Source organism: Aliivibrio thorii (genome assembly GCF_057368585.1).
In genome coordinates, this window is sequence record NZ_CM170654.1 from 2,677,012 (window position 1) to 2,700,432 (window position 23,421).

Consider the following 23,421-nt stretch of genomic DNA (forward strand, 5'->3'; position numbering starts at 1 on the left):
ATCAATCTGTGTGAACACTCATAAATTGCAATCTATCGTTTAAGGAGGTGATCCAGCCCCAGGTTCCCCTAGGGCTACCTTGTTACGACTTCACCCCAGTCATGAACCACAAAGTGGTGAGCGTCCTCCCGAAGGTTAAACTACCCACTTCTTTTGCAGCCCACTCCCATGGTGTGACGGGCGGTGTGTACAAGGCCCGGGAACGTATTCACCGTGACATTCTGATTCACGATTACTAGCGATTCCGACTTCACGGAGTCGAGTTGCAGACTCCGATCCGGACTACGACGCACTTTTTGGGATTCGCTCACTATCGCTAGCTTGCAGCCCTCTGTATGCGCCATTGTAGCACGTGTGTAGCCCTACTCGTAAGGGCCATGATGACTTGACGTCGTCCCCACCTTCCTCCGGTTTATCACCGGCAGTCTCCCTGGAGTTCCCACCATTACGTGCTGGCAAACAAGGATAAGGGTTGCGCTCGTTGCGGGACTTAACCCAACATTTCACAACACGAGCTGACGACAGCCATGCAGCACCTGTCTCAGAGCTCCCGAAGGCACTAAGCTATCTCTAGCGAATTCTCTGGATGTCAAGAGTAGGTAAGGTTCTTCGCGTTGCATCGAATTAAACCACATGCTCCACCGCTTGTGCGGGCCCCCGTCAATTCATTTGAGTTTTAATCTTGCGACCGTACTCCCCAGGCGGTCTACTTAACGCGTTAGCTCCGAAAGCCACGGCTCAAGGCCACAACCTCCAAGTAGACATCGTTTACGGCGTGGACTACCAGGGTATCTAATCCTGTTTGCTCCCCACGCTTTCGCATCTGAGTGTCAGTGTCTGTCCAGGGGGCCGCCTTCGCCACTGGTATTCCTTCAGATCTCTACGCATTTCACCGCTACACCTGAAATTCTACCCCCCTCTACAGCACTCTAGTTCACCAGTTTCAAATGCGGTTCCGAGGTTGAGCCCCGGGCTTTCACATCTGACTTAATGAACCACCTGCATGCGCTTTACGCCCAGTAATTCCGATTAACGCTCGCACCCTCCGTATTACCGCGGCTGCTGGCACGGAGTTAGCCGGTGCTTCTTCTGTCGCTAACGTCAAGATGTGCAGCTATTAACTACACACCCTTCCTCACGACTGAAAGTACTTTACAACCCGAAGGCCTTCTTCATACACGCGGCATGGCTGCATCAGGCTTTCGCCCATTGTGCAATATTCCCCACTGCTGCCTCCCGTAGGAGTCTGGACCGTGTCTCAGTTCCAGTGTGGCTGATCATCCTCTCAGACCAGCTAGAGATCGTCGCCTTGGTGAGCTCTTACCCCACCAACTAGCTAATCTCACCTGGGCTAATCTTGACGCGAGAGGTCCGAAGATCCCCCTCTTTGGTCCGAAGACATTATGCGGTATTAGCTATCGTTTCCAATAGTTATCCCCCACATCAAGGCATATTCCCAGGCATTACTCACCCGTCCGCCGCTCGTCAGCAAATTAGCAAGCTAATTTCTGTTACCGCTCGACTTGCATGTGTTAGGCCTGCCGCCAGCGTTCAATCTGAGCCATGATCAAACTCTTCAATTAAAGTTTTTTGGTTGCTCTGTCTTTTCTATAAAGAGAAGCAGAAACAAAACCGACTCAATGATTAATACTGATTGTTACATAAAAGTAATTTTGTGTAGTCACTCAGTTCATTGATTATTTTGTTTGAATTCACTTCGAAAAGTAAAAGCAAACTAGTGATTATCAACTCACAAGTGCCCACACAGATTGATTTGGTTAAATTGTTAAAGAGCTTGTCTTTCAACCACTTAGCGTTACCGCTTCGTCGCTTCAGGCTGCGTATAATACGCTTTCTGATTTGAAAGTCAAGATAATATTTTCAACTTTTTCATTTATTTATGAAAGACTTAAAAACGTTATGTTGACTTGGCTCACAGTGACAAACTGGGAGCGAAATAAAAGCCCGTTCTATTGAACGGGCACTTATTCAAATTCAAGCCTGGCGATGTCCTACTCTCACATGGGGAAACCCCACACTACCATCGGCGCTATTACGTTTCACTTCTGAGTTCGGCATGGGATCAGGTGGGTCCATAACGCTATGGTCGCCAAGCAAATTCTTTCTATCTACCTCAATAAGAGATAAATAATAATCTGGAAAGCTGTGTATGCGTTCTTAATCACATTCAATACGTTTCTTGCAACTTCAAATCCGTTCAAAACCCCTTGGGTGTTGTATGGTTAAGCCTCACGGGCAATTAGTACAGGTTAGCTCAATGCCTCGCAGCACTTACACACCCTGCCTATCTACGTCGTAGTCTTCAACAACCCTTTAGGATACTTAAAGTATCAGGGATGACTCATCTCAAGGCTCGCTTCACGCTTAGATGCTTTCAGCGTTTATCGATCCCGAACTTAGCTACCGGGCAATGCTACTGGCGTAACAACCCGAACACCAGAGGTTCGTCCACTCCGGTCCTCTCGTACTAGGAGCAGCCCCTTTCAATCATCCAACGCCCACGGCAGATAGGGACCGAACTGTCTCACGACGTTCTAAACCCAGCTCGCGTACCACTTTAAATGGCGAACAGCCATACCCTTGGGACCGACTTCAGCCCCAGGATGTGATGAGCCGACATCGAGGTGCCAAACACCGCCGTCGATATGAACTCTTGGGCGGTATCAGCCTGTTATCCCCGGAGTACCTTTTATCCGTTGAGCGATGGCCCTTCCATTCAGAACCACCGGATCACTATGACCTGCTTTCGCACCTGCTCGAATTGTCATTCTCGCAGTCAAGCGGGCTTATGCCATTGCACTAACCACACGATGTCCAACCGTGTTTAGCCCACCTTCGTGCTCCTCCGTTACTCTTTGGGAGGAGACCGCCCCAGTCAAACTACCCACCAGGCACTGTCCGCAACCCCGATAAGGGGCCAACGTTAGAACATCAAGCATACAAGGGTGGTATTTCAAGATTGCCTCCACCAATACTAGCGTACTGGTTTCAAAGGCTCCCACCTATCCTACACATGTAGGGTCAATGTTCAGTGCCAAGCTGTAGTAAAGGTTCACGGGGTCTTTCCGTCTAGCCGCGGGTACACTGCATCTTCACAGCGATTTCAATTTCACTGAGTCTCGGGTGGAGACAGCGTGGCCATCATTACGCCATTCGTGCAGGTCGGAACTTACCCGACAAGGAATTTCGCTACCTTAGGACCGTTATAGTTACGGCCGCCGTTTACTTGGGCTTCGATCAAGAGCTTCGACCGAAGTCTAACCCCATCAATTAACCTTCAAGCACCGGGCAGGCGTCACACCGTATACGTCATCTTACGATTTAGCACAGTGCTATGTTTTTAATAAACAGTTGCAGCCACCTGGTATCTGCGACTCCCGGCAGCTTAGAGAGCAAGTCTCATCACCGCTAGGAGCGTACCTTCTCCCGAAGTTACGGTACCATTTTGCCTAGTTCCTTCACCCGAGTTCTCTCAAGCGCCTTAGTATTCTCTACTCGACCACCTGTGTCGGTTTGGGGTACGATTTCTTATAATCTGAAGCTTAGAGGCTTTTCCTGGAAGCATGGCATCAATGGCTTCACTACCGTAGTAGCTCGACATCGTGTCTCAGCCTAACAAGAGTCCGGATTTACCTAAACTCTTAGCCTACGCACTTGAACTTGGACGACCGTCGCCAAGCCCACCTAGCCTTCTCCGTCCCCCCATCGCAATTATAAGAAGTACGGGAATATTAACCCGTTTCCCATCGACTACGCTTTTCAGCCTCGCCTTAGGGGTCGACTTACCCTGCCCCGATTAACGTTGGACAGGAACCCTTGGTCTTCCGGCGAGGGGGTTTTTCACCCCCTTTATCGTTACTCATGTCAGCATTCGCACTTCTGATACCTCCAGCATGCCTTACAGCACACCTTCGACAGCTTACAGAACGCTCCCCTACCCAACACAATAAATTGCATTGCCGCAGCTTCGGTGTATAGCTTAGCCCCGTTACATCTTCCGCGCAGGCCGACTCGACCAGTGAGCTATTACGCTTTCTTTAAATGATGGCTGCTTCTAAGCCAACATCCTGGCTGTCTGAGCCTTCCCACATCGTTTCCCACTTAGCTATAACTTTGGGACCTTAGCTGGCGGTCTGGGTTGTTTCCCTCTCCACGACGGACGTTAGCACCCGCCGTGTGTCTCCCGGATAGTACTTACTGGTATTCGGAGTTTGCAAAGGGTTGGTAAGTCGGGATGACCCCCTAGCCTTAACAGTGCTCTACCCCCAGTAGTATTCGTCCGAGGCTCTACCTAAATAGATTTCGGGGAGAACCAGCTATCTCCAAGTTTGATTGGCCTTTCACCCCTAGCCACAAGTCATCCGCTAATTTTTCAACATTAGTCGGTTCGGTCCTCCAGTTGATGTTACTCAACCTTCAACCTGCCCATGGCTAGATCACTTGGTTTCGGGTCTATATCCAGAGACTGAACGCCCAGTTAAGACTCGGTTTCCCTACGGCTCCCCTAAACGGTTAACCTTGCCACTGAATATAAGTCGCTGACCCATTATACAAAAGGTACGCAGTCACATAACAAGTATGCTCCTACTGCTTGTACGTACACGGTTTCAGGTTCTATTTCACTCCCCTCACAGGGGTTCTTTTCGCCTTTCCCTCACGGTACTGGTTCACTATCGGTCAGTCAGTAGTATTTAGCCTTGGAGGATGGTCCCCCCATATTCAGACAGGATATCACGTGTCCCGCCTTACTCGTTTTCACTGATGATGAGATGTCGGTTACAGGGCTATCACCTTGTATCGCGCCACTTTCCAGAGGCTTCACCTGTCTCATTAAAAGCTTAAGGGCTAACCCAATTTCGCTCGCCGCTACTTTCGGGATCTCGGTTGATTTCTCTTCCTCGGGGTACTTAGATGTTTCAGTTCTCCCGGTTTGCCTCGCTGCGCTATGTATTCACGCAGCGATACTAGCTTATGCTAGTGGGTTTCCCCATTCAGAAATCGTAGACTCAAATGGTTTTTACTACCTAATCTACGCTTATCGCAAGTTAATACGTCTTTCATCGCCTCTGACTGCCAAGGCATCCACCGTGTACGCTTAGTCACTTAACCATACAACCCCAAGAGGTTTCGTATGAACCGTTTGCTTTCACTTTTAAAAGTGAAGACAAAACAGCAACCAAGGTTGAACTCGTCATTGCGAGTTCTGGTTTTTCGCCGGATTCAAAATACAAGAACACTTGAATGTGTTTTTAGTTTGTTTATCTAAAAATAAACAAAAGATATTAAGAACTTTTAAATTTTGATTTATCTAACTCGTAAGTCAGTTAAATCAGTCAGCTTTCCAAATTGTTAAAGAGCTTAAAGCAAAAAGCTTTAATCAATAATCGAAATCATTAATTAAAGCTCTGTCACTTCAACTTATTAAAACCTAATCAATCTGTGTGAACACTCATAAATTGCAATCTATCGTTTAAGGAGGTGATCCAGCCCCAGGTTCCCCTAGGGCTACCTTGTTACGACTTCACCCCAGTCATGAACCACAAAGTGGTGAGCGTCCTCCCGAAGGTTAAACTACCCACTTCTTTTGCAGCCCACTCCCATGGTGTGACGGGCGGTGTGTACAAGGCCCGGGAACGTATTCACCGTGACATTCTGATTCACGATTACTAGCGATTCCGACTTCACGGAGTCGAGTTGCAGACTCCGATCCGGACTACGACGCACTTTTTGGGATTCGCTCACTATCGCTAGCTTGCAGCCCTCTGTATGCGCCATTGTAGCACGTGTGTAGCCCTACTCGTAAGGGCCATGATGACTTGACGTCGTCCCCACCTTCCTCCGGTTTATCACCGGCAGTCTCCCTGGAGTTCCCACCATTACGTGCTGGCAAACAAGGATAAGGGTTGCGCTCGTTGCGGGACTTAACCCAACATTTCACAACACGAGCTGACGACAGCCATGCAGCACCTGTCTCAGAGCTCCCGAAGGCACTAAGCTATCTCTAGCGAATTCTCTGGATGTCAAGAGTAGGTAAGGTTCTTCGCGTTGCATCGAATTAAACCACATGCTCCACCGCTTGTGCGGGCCCCCGTCAATTCATTTGAGTTTTAATCTTGCGACCGTACTCCCCAGGCGGTCTACTTAACGCGTTAGCTCCGAAAGCCACGGCTCAAGGCCACAACCTCCAAGTAGACATCGTTTACGGCGTGGACTACCAGGGTATCTAATCCTGTTTGCTCCCCACGCTTTCGCATCTGAGTGTCAGTGTCTGTCCAGGGGGCCGCCTTCGCCACTGGTATTCCTTCAGATCTCTACGCATTTCACCGCTACACCTGAAATTCTACCCCCCTCTACAGCACTCTAGTTCACCAGTTTCAAATGCGGTTCCGAGGTTGAGCCCCGGGCTTTCACATCTGACTTAATGAACCACCTGCATGCGCTTTACGCCCAGTAATTCCGATTAACGCTCGCACCCTCCGTATTACCGCGGCTGCTGGCACGGAGTTAGCCGGTGCTTCTTCTGTCGCTAACGTCAAGATGTGCAGCTATTAACTACACACCCTTCCTCACGACTGAAAGTACTTTACAACCCGAAGGCCTTCTTCATACACGCGGCATGGCTGCATCAGGCTTTCGCCCATTGTGCAATATTCCCCACTGCTGCCTCCCGTAGGAGTCTGGACCGTGTCTCAGTTCCAGTGTGGCTGATCATCCTCTCAGACCAGCTAGAGATCGTCGCCTTGGTGAGCTCTTACCTCACCAACAAGCTAATCTCACCTGGGCTAATCTTAGCGCGAGAGGTCCGAAGATCCCCCTCTTTGGTCCGAAGACATTATGCGGTATTAGCTATCGTTTCCAATAGTTATCCCCCACACTAAGGCATATTCCCAGGCATTACTCACCCGTCCGCCGCTCGTCAGCGAATTAGCAAGCTAATTCCTGTTACCGCTCGACTTGCATGTGTTAGGCCTGCCGCCAGCGTTCAATCTGAGCCATGATCAAACTCTTCAATTAAAGTTTTTTGGTTGCTCTGTCTTTTCTATAAAGAGAAGCAGAAACAAAACCGACTCAATGATTAATACTGATTGTTACATAAAAGTAATTTTGTGTAGTCACTCAGTTCATTGATTATTTTGTTCGTCTTACTTCGAGAAGTAAGAGCAAACTAGTGATTATCAACTCACAAGTGCCCACACAGATTGATTTGGTTAAATTGTTAAAGAGCTTTTCTTCTACTTTCAAAGCGTTTTCGCTTTTCTGTGAAGAGGACGGTCATTTTATCGATTTAAGTCTCAGTGTCAAGCACTTATTTGAAACTTAATTCTGAACCGTTTTTATAACCAACCCTTAGCTGCTCTATGTTGAGCGCTCCGTGTCAGTGAGGTCGCATTATAGAGAGCTCGATCATATTAGCAAGCTTTAAATGCTCTTTTTTCTATATTTTCTTACTGTTTGATGGTCATTTAAACGATAGTAAAGTTATACTTTATTACCCTTACGGGGAACACAGCTTTCCCACAGACTTATCCACAATTAATGTTTAATCAAAAGAAAATTGATAAATTAAGTCCACTGCACCATCAACTCCAGAAACTGCTTCTATATATAGGTCACTGAGAATTCGATACCTTAATGTAAACTCTCCAATAGAATTAAAGATACCAACACCATATTTAACTTGTAAGTCTGGTGCTATATAACCGCTAATTGTTACTTGAGACTCCTCTCCTGATCCCGCAGTATCTAATTGCAGATCTTGAACTCCAAACGCTTGGCCTATTTCACCAACGACTTTGCCACTCTTTGCTAAGCTTAACCCTATTAAAGTTGTCGTCATTGCATTACCACCAGTATCACTACCAATATCCTGCCCTCTTAGTAAATAAGAAAGAGCGTTAGCTTGTGGCATACTAGGTGAAGAGAAAATTTCTATTTTGGGAGCATCCGCAGGGCCATTAACTCGAACTCCAGCAGTAACATCGTCTCTAGTATTATCAGGATTACGAATAGCTTCAATATCAACATAAGGTTGATCTGCCGGGCCATTAAATAATATCTTACCTTTAGTAATCTCAAGATCCTGACCAAACGAGCGATACGTTCCGTCTTTAATGTTTACCTCTCCAGTAATAAACGGGCCTTTATTCTTCTGAGTGATGTTCAACTTACCAATCAAGCCGCCCTCTAAACCAAATGCTGATAAAAGGACATCATCACCAATACTAATATTGATATCAGTTTCAACCTTCATTGGTAATGCAGTGCTTTTTTCTACTGGTTGTAAGTCATCATTTAAAATGACCTCGTCTTTTGATATCCCAATAGCACTTTCAGGTAATTCTTTAACTACAATCCTTCCCCATGGAATACCAATAGAGCCTGTGATTTTTGCCAATGTCGGAATTATCCTAATTTTCATATCAGGTTTTACTTTTAATTTGACCATAGGTGGAACATTAACTTGAAGCTCTTTGCCATAAACATCTAATCCTACTTTCCAGTTAGCTAAGTCAGACCAATCACCAGTTCCTGTAATATTAAGGTCACCATCTGATGTAGTTATCACTGATGTTAGTTTCCCGCTATGACCAGCAAGGTTTATATTTATATTTCCGTCATTAATGTCTACAGGTGACACTTCCCCCTTTACTTCAATATTCTCAACGTTAAGGTCCCCTGATAATTTAGGGTGTTCTGCTTTACCCGAGATATTAATATCAGAATTAATCATTGCGTTTAATTGACTGTATTCACCAAGAAGGGGTTTAAGCATCTTTAATGAAAGCTGTTCGATCTTTGAGTTACCACTTAATTCTTTGCTTCCAGTAGGATTATCTATCTTAAGGTTTCCTTTCAACAGACCATTGCCCGTTAATGAAATTAACCAATCGGTTGATAGCTCATCATTTTGCATTTCTGCATTAATAAGAATTTTATCCCACCCTACTTTAAGTGTTTCCTCCATTTTTTGTTGCACATTACCTTCTGGTAGATAGAGTGCAGCCTTAATATATGGTTTTGTGCCACTCGACCACTTGGCTAATGCATCAAGGTTAACCTCTCCTGTAATAGCAGTTTCTTCAGGTAAGAACTTCTTAATTTTATTGAATTCAAAATGCTTAATACTCACGTCTGCACTACCTGATTTTCCAGCTCTTAAATCTTTATTAAGACATAAAGAAGTATTCCCCTGACTCCAGCAATTCGCCTGTACAAAAAGCTCTTCTTTTTTAATATCATAAGCAAGAGAGGCTTTCTTATCTAATTTCCATGGGCCAATATCAGTATTAACATCAGCTTCACTCAACTCACCTTGCCATCCTTTATTTCGGTTTAGTGCACCTTTAAATAATAGATGGGAATCAATCACATTCGAATCTAAATCAATTTGTAATTTATGATTATGTTCTTTACCACTAAAACGGATAACCAAATCATTAAGGGCGTGCTTTTGATATTGGCCATCTAATAGATTGATACTCACATCAGCATCAATCATAGGTGTTGGTATAATATATCCCTGAATCGACGCTTTTTTTAATGTGCCTTCTTTAACTTTCAGACCTAAAGCATCTATATCAATATTAATTCGTGGCTCTGCTAGTTTTCCCGTTAATTCAATATTACCAACGATCTTTCCGATAACCTCTGGGACACTATCTGACAACTCAGGGAAATCAATATCAACATCAAGATTCCACTCTTTATCTAAAGAACCTGAAATAGAGAGTCCATTATCGCCATGATTTAGGGTTAACTGTGAAATATCAATGTGTGGTTCACCAGCGCCATTAATATCATCGGCATTTAAGACACCATTAATATGCAACGGATATTTTCTAAATATACCATTAATATCAATAATAGGCGTGCTTACCTCCCAGCCACCTTTTTCTGTTAGATTTCCAGCAGTCACGATTTTCCCACTAATGTTACCTTCTGCTGCAGTCCATTGAAGTCCTGGTTGAATATTTTGTAAATAAACCGTACTTTTCCAATTAGCTAAAGAAGCCCAATTAACTTCAGCATTACCAGAAATAGTTCCGCCTAATGTATCAATCATGAAATCAGAAAAATTAACTTCCTGTAAGTTTCCTTTACCTTCCAGTCGAAGGTCTGTTTGAGGGATAGCCTTCCCGTCTATATATAAAGCTCCCGAAAATCGGTATTTATCAAGCTCTCCCTTTGCCTTTATATTAGGGACCGATAACTTAAACTCTTTTTCTCCGATTAATGGCCAATATAAGTCGGTCTTAGATACATGAAACTCAAAAGGCAACGTTTTCTCTAATGGTTGAACATCTATATCTACCGTCGCCTTTAACCCACCCAAAATGCGCAAATTAACATCTAAATCTGCAATGCTTCCTCCCGCAATCAGTTTAATTTTATGTCCTTTTAATTCAGTTTCTTTTAATTCAGCAGTTGCTTCTAGGTTTAATGGGTAATCATCTTTTAAAGTAATGTCATTTTTTAAAGACACATCTACTTGGGGCATATCTAAATAAAACTCTGAAATGTGTACATTAGATTCACCAGCAAATCCCTTAAAATTTAATTGATTGATCTCTACAGGGACCTCTTGCTCTAAAATGAAATCACGTAACTTAAACTGTTCAACGTTAATATTAAGAGGGATATAAACATCTGGTAGAGTAATTGTCGTCTCATCCTCCGGTGCAGGGACTTTTTCTGTTGAAGGCTCTTTGATTCCCCCCTTAGCTAACTCAACACGAATATGCTGCCACTTCAAAGGAGTAATAGTTAAATCACTTTTATATAGCTCTATACCTGTAGAAAACGCATTCCATTGAAGATGGTTACCTAAAATATTAGCATTAACATTATTAAGAGTAATATTGGATATATTTATGGGTAATGGAATAGAAAGCAGCTTATTTGGTACCTCCTCTTTTTCATTAACTGATTGCTCAGTCGGCTGTGGTAATTTAGGGAAGTCTAAAGTCAATCCATTTATAGATATATCATCAATACAAATAGACGGCTGCATTAAGCATTTAGCTGTAATTGCTAGATGAAAGTCAGAGATATCAACATTAAGTAGCTCTTTATCCTTATAAGATACGCCAGATAAAGAGAATTCAGGAAGCAAACTTCCTTTTGTACTTTTTATTGATAGTTGAGGTAATGCTTTTTCGGCCCCCCAAACAATCAATTTTAATCCTGTGTTAGTAAAAACTAATGCTCCTATCAATAAGAGAGTAATTAGTAGGAAGCTTGGTAAAAATAACGCTAAACAAATACAATGACGGCTTAATTTATGCCTCTTTTTTAATATTTTTTTCTTTGCTTCTATATCTAAAGAACTCATATTTCAGGCCCTAACGTAAAATGAATTTTAAATTCATCACCAGGTTCAGCATCAAAGCCCCACGCAAAATCTAATCGAACAGGTCCAACAGGAGAGGCCCATCGAATCCCCATACCCGCCCCCATTTTCCAATCAGGTGTTTCTATCCAAGCATCACCGTAATCCACAAATGTTGCTAACCACCAATTGCCAACAACTCGATATTGATACTCTAGGCTTGTTGTTGCCATAAATTGACCACCAGTTAAATAACCTTCGCTATCTTTTGGAGACACCTCTTCATAACCATAACCACGAATACTATTGTCACCACCTGCAAAGAATCGGATAGATGGTGGTAATTTATAAAAGTTATCTGTATAAATTGCCCCGACTTCCGCCCTAGCAACACCTCGATGATTATCCCCAAGGCTACGAATAATCGCTCCCTGGGCTTGAAGACGAAGTAGTTTGGCGTCAGAGGTTAGAGCTTGATCTGTAGCTTCAATCGTGAAGGCTTTTTTATCCCCCCACATTGGCATCGTGCCACCACGGTTCCGTGTCTGCGAAAACGAAATACCAGGAAGCACTAGCCATGCAGAACCATCTTGAATACCTTGGGTAAATTCTTCATAAAGAAAACGAGTGTAAATAGTACGGTGCCACCCAGAATCAAATACCCAATGCCTTTCAAAAGCCAAATTTGATTCTAAACTGTCGGTATCTCTATTATCTACATTCTTCAAACCATACTTAACAATGTAATAATCTTTAAGCACTTGCTCGAGAGGTATTTTATATGACACTGTTGCTTCTTGTTCTGGCTTTGAGACAGAAATAGCGCTATCTAGACTGTGCCCATATTGATTTAACCATGGTTTTTTCCAACGAATCTTACCTCTAACACCAACATCTGTGGAGTAACCAATACTTGTTTCGATTTGATTACGTACTTGTGGTGATAAATGAACTTTCATCGGTAACTGCCGGCTTTTTCCTACAGAGTTAAGATCAGGCTCAACATAAACAGAGGAAAACCATTCAGTATTAGAAAGTGATTGGTTTAGATCGCCAATTTGGCTTGCAAGGTATGGGTCACCCTCTTTAAAAGGAATAATTGAGCGGACACGCTTTTCTTCAATCTGGCTTCCTTTAATCGTCGTTACACCAAAGCTATAGCGCTGGCCACTATCATAATGCAAACGCACCATTGCCTGATGTCGCCCAGGAGCAACTTCTAATTGGTTTAATGAAAAGTCTCCATCAAAATAGCCCTTCCTTAACGCTAAATTTTGTAATGTACTTTTCAAACTTTCATAACTACCATGATTTAATACTTGCCCTAAATTCAAACCAGAATTATCTACAGTTTGAATAAAATCGACATCATTTTTAGCCTCACCCGTAATTAATATATCACTGACATAGATATAAACAGGCTCTCCAGAGTCAATAGTGACTAAAAGGGTATGATCTCCTTCTTCCCCTTCAACGGTAAAAGTAGTTACTGGCTGGTAATAGCCTAACGCTTTGAGTGCGTCATTAATGCTTTCCTCAAGGCGAGATTGAAAGCGAAGAGAAACGGAATAATCTTCTTCTGGTATTCCTGAGATGTAAGCTTCTACATTACTCAATAAAGGTCCTTCTAAACCCTCAATGTCTAACTCTGTTTCGGCTATCACGTAAGCTGGCATAATAAGCAAACAGGAAATAAAAAAGAGGGGTAACTTCTTTGTCATACTGATAATTATTCTATTGATTCAATAATACATTCTATGTAATGGTAATTTACTCGCTTTGTAGAGTAGCACAAGGTAAAACTCTTCCAAATGACTCAGTTGAAGGATGCGACATGACGATAAATAAAAGCAACGCGATAAATCTATCCCCTCATTTTATCTTTAACGTTAATTTAGATAACCAGCCTAAAGAGCATGATGTTATTTATTTTGGAATGGGTTGCTTTTGGGGAGCTGAGCGCCTCTTTTGGCAATTACCAGGCGTGTATTCTACCGCTGTTGGATATAGCGGAGGAAAAACGATAGATCCTACGTATAAAGAGGTTTGCTCAGGTAGTACTGAACATGCAGAAGTTGTTAAGGTCATTTTTGACCCTTCAATCATATCTATAGAAACCTTGCTTCATTCTTTTTGGCAAAAGCACGACCCCACTCAAGGAATGCGACAAGGCAATGATATCGGCACACAATATCGATCCGTAATTTATACTCATTCCAATCATCAACAATTAATTGCCGAACAAACAAAACAACAATACCAAACCGCCTTACGAGCACAAAACATTACTCACCCTATTACAACTGAAATTAAGGCAGCATCAACCTTCTATTTTGCAGAAGAAGAACACCAACAATACTTAGCCAAAAATCCAAATGGATACTGTAGCCTAGGTGGGACTGGGGTTTGTTTCATATAATTAAAAAAGGTGCTCAGAAGCACCTTTTCTTTTTATTCATTGATTTTAGGCTGGAACAAGAGAAAGTTGACGAATATGCTGATTAACCTCACTCATAACTGATAGCATTTTTTTATTTTCATTATTTGGCATAAGGAGCTTCCCTCCGTCAAACTCGAATGAACCAATTCCCTCAATATGAAGCTTTCCTTTAAATAACGTTTTTACAAACCGAGCTACTTGAAGTGGTCGATAAGCCTTAAAATTTCTAAACATAGCCATTACCTCAATAATCCATATAAGGTTTTATTAATAGTCCATCAAAACATATTGTACATCGTCACTATGCCTTACCTAAAAAATGTCTTTGAGAGACATCGAATAACATTATAAGACACAGAACAGCGTACAACAAGTTAGGTTTCACATTTAATTAACAAATATCAATAATTACATATTACTGGTCGAATCGCTTTTTCTTTTTCTCTGCATTACACTATCCAAACTCATATCTAAGGATAACTATAATGAAAAAAGTAAAACTATTAGTACTCACAGCTTGCCTACTACCTTCCCTTTCTTTTGCTCACAACATAGTGCTAAATCAACCAGTACCATCAATCTCAGTAACCCAATATGGAGAGATTTTTTATGTTGATAATGCATTCCAATATAGCAAGTGGAATACAGACCAACTCAAAGGAAAAGTAAGAGTCCTGCAAGTTATTGCAGGCCGCAGTAGCGCTAAAGCAATGAATGCTGATCTTATGAGTGCCATTACGCTAGAAAAGTTCCCCGAAACAAAATATCAAACAACAACTATCATCAATCAAGACGATTCTATTTGGGGTACTGGTGGTTTTGTAAAATCTTCGGCTGAAGAAAGTAAAAAGGAATTCTCGTGGTCTTCTATGGTTCTTGATGAAAATGGTGCCGTAGCTAAAGCTTGGGATCTTAAAAAAGAAAATTCAACCATCATTGTTCAAGACCAACAAGGAAGCGTTCTTTTTGTTCAGGAAGGAAAGTTATCCGTTGATCAAATAAAGCAAGTGATCGACTTAATTCATAGTCAGCTTTAAATAAATGGCTTGCTTATAAATTGTTATATTATTACATTTACAACTCTAGATATCTTTAGGGCGGTATAATGCGATCGTATTTTTTTACTAAACAGCGCTGGTTGACTTGGAGTTTTGTTACTCTTTTAGTGCTGTTTGGTTTTCAAATTGCAAACCACCAAATAGATTCAAACATACAGCACCATGAAAATCACCATTGCCAATTATTTCACTCAATGGGTTCAGGCGTTCTTACTCATATTGTCTCTCTTCCAATTATTCCTCAACAAATCATATCTTCATTATTCTCTATTGTAGAAAATAATGACCCATCGTCTATTACCGTACACTCACGCGCTCCACCTTTTCTTATTTTTTAATTCAATAAATACATTAATTTATCACTCTTAAATAATAGGAAGCACATATGCTTATCTCTAATAAAAAAATGCTACTTAGTATCGCTATTTCTAGCTCTTTATTTTCAATTTCTTATGCTGCAAACGCTAATGACCACGACCATCATGATCACGGAAGTGAACATCGCCAACATGGAGCACATGTTCATGGTGTCATAGAGACTAATATTGCTCAAGATGGTGAACACCTACTATTTGAAATTACAGCTCCAGGTGCTGATGTTGTAGGTTTTGAGCATGCCCCTAAAAACGAAGAACAAAAACAAGTTCTTTCTCAAGCAGTAAAAACATTAAATAATCCAACCATGATTTTCACACTGCAAAAAGATGCGAAATGTACTTTAGAAGAGGTTCATGTTTCTCATAATCTAACTGACGATAACCACGACCACGACCACGACCACGACCAGCATGATGGTGAACACCATAAAGAACATAGCAAGCATGGCGAATTTAATGCCCAATATGAATACCATTGTGAAGCCATTTCACAACTAAATGAAATTGAAACTCAATGGTTTAAGCATTTTACTCATAGCCAAAAAATGACAGTTCAATATTTAGGTGACTCAGGGCAGAAAGCTACAACCCTCACTGCTGATGTACCGACTGTAAACTTATAAGCAGGCATGGCGGTGGTAACACCGCCATAATAATGATGAATATTATTGAATTATCAAATCTTACATTTTACTGGCCAAATCAAACAGAACGTACGCTGGACATTCCAATTTATCAACAAAATCAGGGGTCGAAAGTATTTATCAAAGGCCCTAGCGGCAGTGGTAAATCAACCTTACTTAGTCTACTTACTGGGATATTATCGCCAACGGAAGGGACCGTTATCATTAACGGTATAGACATCAATCAACTTACATCGAACCAAAGAGATCGATTTCGAGCTGACCATATTGGTTATATTTTCCAACAATTTAATCTTCTTCCTTATTTATCGGTTATTGATAACGTTATATTGCCGTATCAATTCTCCTCCAAAAAATCGTTATCAAAACAAGAACTCATTAATGAAGCGAAACGTCTTTTAACTACGCTTCAATTACCTTCTTCTCATTTTGATAAGCCAATAACCGACCTCAGTATTGGCCAACAACAACGAGTCGCAGCAGCAAGAGCCTTTATTGGAAAGCCAAAATTAATTATTGCGGATGAACCCACCTCAGCATTAGATCACGAAACTCGATTTGCCTTTATTCAGCTCTTAATGAATGAGTGTGAAGAAAGTGGCGCAAGCTTATTATTTGTCAGTCATGATCCTAGCTTAGAGTCCTTGTTTGACCACAGTATTGATTTGAGAGAACTGAATAACGTAGGAGATATCACATGATAGGTATCGCACAACTGGCTTGGAAAAGTTTAAAAAACCGCAAAACAACCGTAATTCTAACCATTGTAACTATCGCTATTTCTGTCATGTTATTGATGGGCGTTGAACGCATTAGAACACAAGCGAAAACAAGCTTTGCCAACACAATTTCCAATACAGATTTAATCGTTGGAGCACGCTCAGGACAAGTAAACCTCTTACTTTATTCTGTATTTAGAATCGGTAATGCAACCAACAATATTGACTGGAAAAGTTATCAAGAGATTAGCAATCAACGCTCTGTAAAATGGTCAATCCCTATTTCTCTTGGTGATTCACACAAAGGCTTTCGAGTCATGGGAACCAATCAAGATTACTTCCGGTTTTATCAATATGGAAAAAAACAACCGTTAGCTTTTAAAGAAGGTAAGCCTTTTACTCAATTATTCGATGTTGTCCTCGGTGCAGATGTTGCAAAAAAACTGAACTATCATCTTGGAGATAAATTAATTATAGCCCATGGAATTAGTGATAAATCATTCACTCGCCATGATAAATTACCCTTTACGGTGACTGGCATTTTAAAACCGACAGGAACTCCAGTAGATAAAACATTACATGTCTCACTTGGCGCAATAGAAGCAATACATGTCGGTTGGGAAAGTGGGGCTCATCTAGGCAATACGCCAGATGCAAAAATCTTAGAACAACATAAATTTGAACCAAAAGAAATCACAGCATTTATGCTTGGACTTAATTCAAAAATCCAGACTTTTGCCCTGCAACGCTATATCAATGACTACACAAAAGAACCACTAAGCGCCATCCTTCCAGGAATAGCCTTACATGAATTATGGGGAATGATGTCTGTAGCAGAACAAGCATTGCTTGCTGTTTCTATCTTTGTTGTTGTAGCAGGTTTAATGGGAATGCTAACCAGTTTATTGACGAGCTTACAAGAACGGCGTCGAGAGATGGCTATTCTAAGATCAATGGGAGCGCAACCTAAGCATATTTTCACTTTACTGGTTAGCGAAGCAATCGTCATCACCAGTTTTGGGATCATCGTAGGTCTTATAGGCTTATACCTATCATTAGCAATATTACAGCCTATAATTCAGCAATATTATGGCATAGCCCTTGAACTAACACTACCAACATTATATGAGTTAAAATTACTCGCTGTTGTTTTGTTATCTGGCTTTATTATTGGGGTAATTCCGGCTATTCAAGCTTATAAGAACTCACTCAGCGACGGCATGACCATTAGACTTTAAGAGGTATCCCATGAAGAACAAACTGCTCGCTTTTATCTTACTCATATTGCCATTATTCGCACACAGTGATGATGTATTAAAACTGGATTGGATCGATTTAATTCCACAGCAAGAACGTCACCAATTTGATTCCGTAGGTATGCCAAAAATAGACCATAATGGTGGTACCATGCAGCAATCACTTGTTGGTGGGGTTAGGCAAGAGTTAAACGGAAGTATGGTAAAAATCCCCGGCTTTGTTATTCCACTTGAAGGGGATGACAAAATGATTACCGAGTTCTTACTTGTCCCTTATTTTGGTGCTTGCATCCATGTTCCACCACCACCACCAAACCAGATCATCTACGTAAAATTTGAAAAAGGCGCTCCGATTCAACAACTATGGGATGTGATTTACATTGTTGGAAAGCTAAAGACTGAAACTATTAATAGTGAACTTGCAGAAACAGGCTATCTTATTGAAGGTGTTCGCTTAGAAGAATATGACGACGAATAAATAGCGGCAACATAATTGCAAACACTGGTTTATTTTAAATATCATACATAATGAGAAAGATAAATCAGTGTTATTGCGTAACCACTAGCTAAGGTAGCGCCAAGTAATATTTTTTTAAAACTTAATCCTTTCATAACTCTTCCTATCTAGCACAACTAATGAATCAATATTTTAACAAATATTTATCATTTAGCTACATTCCAAGTGGTTTTTTATAAGTATTTTCTAAATATTGCTCCGATATTAAAGTTTTTATTTCCTAATACCGATAATATAAAAATAGAACCATTTAGTGATTAAGGCTAAGCAATCCCATGAGCTCACAACAAAGTGTCATCACAAAAGATGAACAACCTAAAGAACAACAAACACATAAAAAAGAACACTATGTTGTTAGTAGTGCTCGGCGCCTAAAAGAAATCGCACTAAAACAAGGTTTAGCCGCTAAACTTCATCCACCAAAACCAGAAGAAACATTATTAAAACGTGCCCTATATAGAGAGAAGATCCTACGAGAACAACAGCAACAAAACTTAGAACAAATTATCAAGTTTGCTCACGATTATTGTAAAGATGAAACAGCCGGAGATCCTGATCCTGATTGGCTCCATCGATTCTTTGAAATGGCCCAAGACATTCATGATCCCTCAATGCAACGCTTATGGAGTCAAATTTTCAAACAAGAGGTAATAACTCCTGGTTCTACCTCAATGAAAGCATTAAAAGTATTAAAAGACATGACTCAACGTGAAGCTCAAACTTTTCAGCGTGCGGCATCATTAGCTTGTAGTTTTGGGCAAGACAATAGCAAAAAGCTTTTGTTAGGTTATAAGTGTGCAGGCACTTTATTCAATTTCTATAAAGCTGACGGCCCACAATTAGTTCACTTAGGTAACTATAAACTTCCCTATTCAAGCTTGTTATTATTAATTGAGCTCGGTTTATTACTTGGTACTGAACTTGAATCTGGTGAAATTGAATTTGAACCAGCACTGCCCCTTCAATATCAAGGAAAACAATTAGCAATAAAGCCAATGCAAAAAGGCTCTCGCCTTGTGTATTATCGCTTTAGCCCAACAGGTGCAGAACTGTGTAAATTATTAGGTAACAAACCCAACGAAAGTTATTACGATAATGTCATCGCTTTACTCAGCCAAAAGTTTATTGTGGAAACTGACGTAAAGAAAAGCATTTCAACCATGGCTTAAAAATAAGCGTCCAAACCTACCTCGATTTGGGCGCTTAAATATTATTCATTTTAAAGTTAAATAATCTCTCGAACTCTTAATTCATTTAGGCATTGTTCAACAAGCGCATCAATTGACTGACTACCAGCTGGTAAATCAATCTCAGGATTGAGCGGTTGTTGGTATTCTGAATCAATACCTGTGAAATGCTTTATCTCTCCCGCTCTTGCTTTCTTATATAACCCTTTCGGATCTCTTTTTTCGCACTCGCTCAATGATGTGTTTACAAATACTTCTAAGAACTCACTATTAGGTAATAAATTTCTCACCATTTCTCTTTCAGCTCTATGAGGTGAGATGAATGCACTTAATACAATTAGACCCGCATCTGCCATTAGTTTTGCTAGCTCACCAATACGTCGAATATTTTCTTGCCTATCATGATCCGAAAAGCCTAGATCCTGACATAAACCATGGCGAACATTATCACCATCCAACAAATAAGTATGATAGCCAAGCTCAGCAAGTTTAATTTCTAATGCACCAGCAATGGTTGACTTTCCTGCTCCAGACAACCCAGTAAACCATAGCACTGCAGGTTTTTGTTTCTTTAGTATCGAACGAGTTTCTTTCGTTACTAGATGTTGATGCCAAACTATATTTTCATTTTTAACAACGTCTTTAACTGTCATGTTTCGTCCTTGAATTAAAATGGGAAAAAATAAGGGATTAGCGTCAATACCAATATCGAATAAATAATCGACATAGGCAATCCCACTTTTACGTAATCAAGTAGCGTGTAGTTACCCACACTAAATACTAATAAATTAGTTTGATAACCATAGGGAGAAATAAAACTCGCACTGGCTCCAAAAAGAACCGCCATAATAAATGGCATAGGATCAACGCCATAGCCAAGCGCCATACTATAGCCAATAGGAAAAGCGAGAGCCGCTGCTGCATTATTGGTAATTAATTCCGTTAATACGAGAGTAATCAAATAGACAGCAATTAACGCCCCCATCACTCCCCATCCATTAAACAATGTGATAAACATATCGCCAAGCTGAACTGACAACCCTGATGACAACATCAATTGAGCGATTGATAATGCGGCGCCAACAATGACAACGATATCAATGGGAAATCGACGACGTAACTCACCAACATTAATCACCCCTAACGCCAAAAGAGCCAACAAATAAACAGACAACCCCTTAATAATTGGAAATATATCTAACAACTCAGCGGCAACAACTCCTGCAAACCCTAATAAAACTAAAGCGCTTTTATCTCCATCTAGTTTTGCTGCTGAATCTAAATCACTGATAATGACAAACTCTCGCTTAAGCTGCTGTTTACTTTGTTCAAAATTTTTACCTGGCACTAAGACTAACGTATCGCCAGCTTGCAATTCAATTTTCCCCAAGCCACCTTCAAGGCGTTCGTGCCCACGTCGAATAGCTACGACTACTGCATCAAACCGATCTCTAAATTGTGACGATTTAATGCTCTTCCCGCGAATAGAAGCTGACTGGCTTACCACGACTTCAATTAAATTTTGCCCATTTAAATGATGTTGACCAAAAAGTGTTAACCCATTTATTTCTTGCAACGTAGTAACGCTTTCAATATCACCACAAAAAAGCAGTCGGTCTCCTGCAAGCAGCACCATTTCAGGATCAACTGATGCAATGGTTTTTCCTTCTCTTATCACTTCAGCTAAAAATAGTTTTCGTAAGGCTCTCAAATTATTTTCTGCAATCGATTTACCAACCAATGAAGAACCACCTTCAACCCTCGCCTCTAAAAAATAAGGTAATTCATCATTACTACCTTCATCGTATGCCGGTAATAAATAACTCAATGGAATTAAAATTAATAACCCACCAAACAATACCGCCAGTCCAATTGCGGTTGGAGCAAAGAAACTCAAACTTGGTAAGCCAGCATCTTCAACAAAACTATTAATAATAAGGTTGGTTGATGTGCCAATTAGGGTCAGTGTTCCACCTAAAATAGCAGCATAAGAAAGAGGAATAAGAAGACGGGATGGTGCATGACGTTGATTACGTTTTATTGCACCAATTAAAGAAACCACTACCGCGGTATTATTAGTGAAAGAAGAAAGGACAGCCGTCGATAGACCTAATTTGCCTACCACACTCCCTAGCCTTCCTTCTGAAATATAACGCCCTACCCAACTGATAAGACGTGTTTTTTCTAAAGCACAAGAACTCAGGATCAATAGCACTAATGTCAATAATGACGAATTAGTAAAGTTTTTTGCCAAGCTAGGTAAATCAAGCATCCCTACCATAAAAGCAATAAACGCCGAGCCCGCAAAAATCACACTAGGTTTTAATTTACTCGCTAATAAACTAACGATAATAAATGCCAACAATGCTAGAACGAATCCTTGCTCCCATGCCATAAAATATTCCTTTTTAAGCGATTAACTTAACAGCTTAGAAATATCTTGTGCTCCCCAATGAGGGAAATGTTTACGAATTAACGCATTTAACTCCACCTCAAACGCACTGACATTATCATTAATAGGTTTCACATCACTCAGTTCAGAAAGGTTTTGGATCATCCCAGCCCCTACCGTTACATTCGTTAAGCGATCAATAAAAATGAAACCACCAGTATCTGCACAATCTTGGTAGCGATCTAAACTTACCGTCTCAGTTAGTGATACATCACATAAGCCAATACCATTTAATGGTAGCTCTGTGGCATCAAACGTATCTAAGCTATTAATGTTCACTTGGTGATGAATGGCATCAATTTGACCTACCGTTTTCTTACCCGCAATTTTGATATCGTATTGACGACCAGGTTGTAAACCTTTTTCTGTCATCCATACAATTTCAGCTTTAAATTGATCTGTCGCCTGTAGATTTGTATTCGATTTAACTAACAAGTCACCACGGCTAATATCAATTTCATCTTCCAACGTTAATGTCACTGCTTGGCCAGCTTGTGCCGAAGGTAAGTCACCATCAAACGTTACGATACGAGCTACTTTTGATTTTTTTTCCGACGGCAAAGCAACGATCTCGTCCCCAACAGCAATCCCTCCAGAAGAAACGGTGCCAGCAAAACCACGAAAGTCTAAATTAGGACGATTCACATACTGCACTGGGAATCTAAATTCGCCATTACCTCGATCAGCATCAATATCAATATTCTCAAGAACCTCTAATAACGGAGCGCCTTGATACCAAGCTAAGGCTTCGCTAGGGTTAACAACGTTATCACCTTCTAATGCAGATAACGGTAAAATAGAAATTTCTAGATTAGGGTTATTCAGCTTTTTCGAAAACATTAAGTATTCTTCTTTAATCTCTTCAAAACGAGATTCAGAATAATCAACTAAATCCATTTTATTTACCGCTACAACAAAATGACGGATACCTAAAAGATTCGCGATATAAGAATGACGACGAGTTTGATCAAGCACACCTTTACGTGCATCAATCAAAATAACAGCAACATTACAAGTTGATGCTCCTGTTGCCATATTACGAGTGTACTGCTCATGTCCCGGAGTATCAGCAATAATAAACTTACGCTTTTGAGTTGAGAAATAACGATAAGCAACATCAATCGTGATCCCTTGTTCACGCTCAGCTTGTAAGCCATCAACCAACAAAGCTAAATCAGGGCGATCGCCCGTTGTCCCCACTCGCTGACTATCGGCATGAACCGCATCGAGTTGATCTGCATAAATTTGCTTTGAATCATGTAGCAATCGGCCTATGAGGGTACTTTTACCATCATCTACCGAACCACACGTTAAAAATCGAAGTAATGATTTGTATTGATGTTCTTTCAAATAAGCTTCAATACCAAGCTCTTCCAGTTGTTGCTCTACTGCACTATTCATAATTTAACCCTTCCTTAGAT

At 40.9% G+C, this 23,421-nt stretch carries 14 protein-coding genes and 4 rRNA genes; 8 read left to right on the top strand and 10 right to left on the bottom strand.

Annotated features, from left to right (window positions below):
* Positions 1–40 precede the first annotated feature (40 nt).
* From AC2IP4_RS12280 to tamA, 6 genes are all read right to left on the bottom strand, one after another.
* A 16S ribosomal RNA gene (locus AC2IP4_RS12280) occupies positions 41–1,583 on the bottom strand.
* A gap of 416 nt (positions 1,584–1,999) precedes the next feature.
* Positions 2,000–2,115, bottom strand: a 5S ribosomal RNA gene (gene rrf / locus AC2IP4_RS12285).
* 124 nt (positions 2,116–2,239) lie between these two features.
* Positions 2,240–5,130, bottom strand: a 23S ribosomal RNA gene (locus AC2IP4_RS12290).
* 362 nt (positions 5,131–5,492) lie between these two features.
* Positions 5,493–7,035: ribosomal RNA gene (locus AC2IP4_RS12295) — 16S ribosomal RNA — on the bottom strand.
* The 16S, 23S and 5S rRNA genes sit together here, the layout of an rRNA operon.
* A 526-nt stretch (positions 7,036–7,561) precedes the next feature.
* Complete coding sequence (tamB, locus tag AC2IP4_RS12300; RefSeq protein WP_486310316.1) at positions 7,562–11,353, bottom strand: autotransporter assembly complex protein TamB; 3,792 nt, start codon at positions 11,351–11,353, stop codon at positions 7,562–7,564.
* On the bottom strand, positions 11,350–13,071 hold the full coding sequence (gene tamA / locus AC2IP4_RS12305; protein WP_486310317.1) for an autotransporter assembly complex protein TamA: 1,722 nt from the start codon (positions 13,069–13,071) through the stop codon (positions 11,350–11,352). Before tamA ends, tamB begins: the two co-directional genes overlap by 4 nt.
* A gap of 113 nt (positions 13,072–13,184) precedes the next feature.
* On the opposite strand from tamA, the gene msrA reads away from it, so the two are divergent.
* The gene (msrA, locus tag AC2IP4_RS12310; protein ID WP_375321696.1) at positions 13,185–13,769 is read left to right on the top strand and encodes a peptide-methionine (S)-S-oxide reductase MsrA; all 585 of its coding nucleotides are present in this window, start codon (positions 13,185–13,187) and stop codon (positions 13,767–13,769) included.
* Positions 13,770–13,814: 45 nt separating this feature from the next.
* Here msrA and AC2IP4_RS12315 read toward each other — a convergent pair whose 3' ends face one another.
* Positions 13,815–14,024, bottom strand: a complete 210-nt coding sequence (locus AC2IP4_RS12315; protein ID WP_375321695.1) for a DUF1107 domain-containing protein — start codon at positions 14,022–14,024, stop codon at positions 13,815–13,817.
* Between the two features lie 251 nt (positions 14,025–14,275).
* Between AC2IP4_RS12315 and AC2IP4_RS12320 the strand changes: the two genes are divergently transcribed.
* From AC2IP4_RS12320 to AC2IP4_RS12350, 7 genes are all read left to right on the top strand, one after another.
* The gene (locus tag AC2IP4_RS12320; RefSeq protein WP_375321694.1) at positions 14,276–14,827 is read left to right on the top strand and encodes a YtfJ family protein; all 552 of its coding nucleotides are present in this window, start codon (positions 14,276–14,278) and stop codon (positions 14,825–14,827) included.
* 68 nt (positions 14,828–14,895) lie between these two features.
* A complete protein-coding gene (locus tag AC2IP4_RS12325; RefSeq protein WP_105056880.1) occupies positions 14,896–15,186 on the top strand; it encodes a DUF2607 family protein in 291 nt (96 codons plus the stop codon).
* A gap of 47 nt (positions 15,187–15,233) precedes the next feature.
* Entirely contained in the window at positions 15,234–15,848 is a 615-nt protein-coding gene (gene zrgA / locus AC2IP4_RS12330) for a zinc uptake protein ZrgA (RefSeq protein ID WP_486310318.1), read from the top strand.
* A 35-nt stretch (positions 15,849–15,883) separates the two neighbouring features.
* Positions 15,884–16,570 (top strand): ABC transporter ATP-binding protein, encoded by a 687-nt coding sequence (locus tag AC2IP4_RS12335; protein ID WP_105056897.1) that lies wholly within the window; start codon positions 15,884–15,886, stop codon positions 16,568–16,570.
* Positions 16,567–17,826 (top strand): ABC transporter permease, encoded by a 1,260-nt coding sequence (locus AC2IP4_RS12340; RefSeq protein WP_105056878.1) that lies wholly within the window; start codon positions 16,567–16,569, stop codon positions 17,824–17,826. The genes AC2IP4_RS12335 and AC2IP4_RS12340 overlap by 4 nt, the downstream gene beginning before the upstream one ends.
* A gap of 10 nt (positions 17,827–17,836) precedes the next feature.
* A complete protein-coding gene (locus AC2IP4_RS12345; RefSeq protein ID WP_105056877.1) occupies positions 17,837–18,322 on the top strand; it encodes a DUF3299 domain-containing protein in 486 nt (161 codons plus the stop codon).
* A 314-nt stretch (positions 18,323–18,636) separates the two neighbouring features.
* Positions 18,637–19,530, top strand: a complete 894-nt coding sequence (locus tag AC2IP4_RS12350) for a TIGR03899 family protein (RefSeq protein ID WP_105056876.1) — start codon at positions 18,637–18,639, stop codon at positions 19,528–19,530.
* A gap of 56 nt (positions 19,531–19,586) precedes the next feature.
* Here AC2IP4_RS12350 and cysC read toward each other — a convergent pair whose 3' ends face one another.
* The 3 genes from cysC to cysN are packed head-to-tail and all read right to left on the bottom strand — an operon-like array spanning position 19,587 to position 23,401.
* Complete coding sequence (cysC, locus tag AC2IP4_RS12355) at positions 19,587–20,201, bottom strand: adenylyl-sulfate kinase (protein ID WP_486310319.1); 615 nt, start codon at positions 20,199–20,201, stop codon at positions 19,587–19,589.
* Positions 20,202–20,215: 14 nt separating this feature from the next.
* A complete protein-coding gene (locus AC2IP4_RS12360) occupies positions 20,216–21,943 on the bottom strand; it encodes an SLC13 family permease (RefSeq protein ID WP_486306969.1) in 1,728 nt (575 codons plus the stop codon).
* 21 nt (positions 21,944–21,964) lie between these two features.
* On the bottom strand, positions 21,965–23,401 hold the full coding sequence (cysN, locus tag AC2IP4_RS12365; protein WP_486306968.1) for a sulfate adenylyltransferase subunit CysN: 1,437 nt from the start codon (positions 23,399–23,401) through the stop codon (positions 21,965–21,967).
* Between the last annotated feature and the right edge of the window lie 20 nt (positions 23,402–23,421).

What these genes read in the sequence shown, in the direction of transcription:
- tamB (WP_486310316.1), bottom strand. Translation starts at nt 11,353, where the DNA reads ATGAGTTCTTTAGATATAGAAGCAAAGAAAAAAATATTAAAAAAGAGG.
- AC2IP4_RS12360 (WP_486306969.1), bottom strand. Translation starts at nt 21,943, where the DNA reads ATGGCATGGGAGCAAGGATTCGTTCTAGCATTGTTGGCATTTATTATC.
- AC2IP4_RS12335 (WP_105056897.1), top strand. Translation starts at nt 15,884, where the DNA reads ATGAATATTATTGAATTATCAAATCTTACATTTTACTGGCCAAATCAA.
- AC2IP4_RS12345 (WP_105056877.1), top strand. Translation starts at nt 17,837, where the DNA reads ATGAAGAACAAACTGCTCGCTTTTATCTTACTCATATTGCCATTATTC.
- zrgA (WP_486310318.1), top strand. Translation starts at nt 15,234, where the DNA reads ATGCTTATCTCTAATAAAAAAATGCTACTTAGTATCGCTATTTCTAGC.
- AC2IP4_RS12315 (WP_375321695.1), bottom strand. Translation starts at nt 14,024, where the DNA reads ATGTTTAGAAATTTTAAGGCTTATCGACCACTTCAAGTAGCTCGGTTT.
- cysN (WP_486306968.1), bottom strand. Translation starts at nt 23,401, where the DNA reads ATGAATAGTGCAGTAGAGCAACAACTGGAAGAGCTTGGTATTGAAGCT.
- cysC (WP_486310319.1), bottom strand. Translation starts at nt 20,201, where the DNA reads ATGACAGTTAAAGACGTTGTTAAAAATGAAAATATAGTTTGGCATCAA.
- AC2IP4_RS12320 (WP_375321694.1), top strand. Translation starts at nt 14,276, where the DNA reads ATGAAAAAAGTAAAACTATTAGTACTCACAGCTTGCCTACTACCTTCC.
- AC2IP4_RS12350 (WP_105056876.1), top strand. Translation starts at nt 18,637, where the DNA reads ATGAGCTCACAACAAAGTGTCATCACAAAAGATGAACAACCTAAAGAA.
- tamA (WP_486310317.1), bottom strand. Translation starts at nt 13,071, where the DNA reads ATGACAAAGAAGTTACCCCTCTTTTTTATTTCCTGTTTGCTTATTATG.
- msrA (WP_375321696.1), top strand. Translation starts at nt 13,185, where the DNA reads ATGACGATAAATAAAAGCAACGCGATAAATCTATCCCCTCATTTTATC.
- AC2IP4_RS12340 (WP_105056878.1), top strand. Translation starts at nt 16,567, where the DNA reads ATGATAGGTATCGCACAACTGGCTTGGAAAAGTTTAAAAAACCGCAAA.
- AC2IP4_RS12325 (WP_105056880.1), top strand. Translation starts at nt 14,896, where the DNA reads ATGCGATCGTATTTTTTTACTAAACAGCGCTGGTTGACTTGGAGTTTT.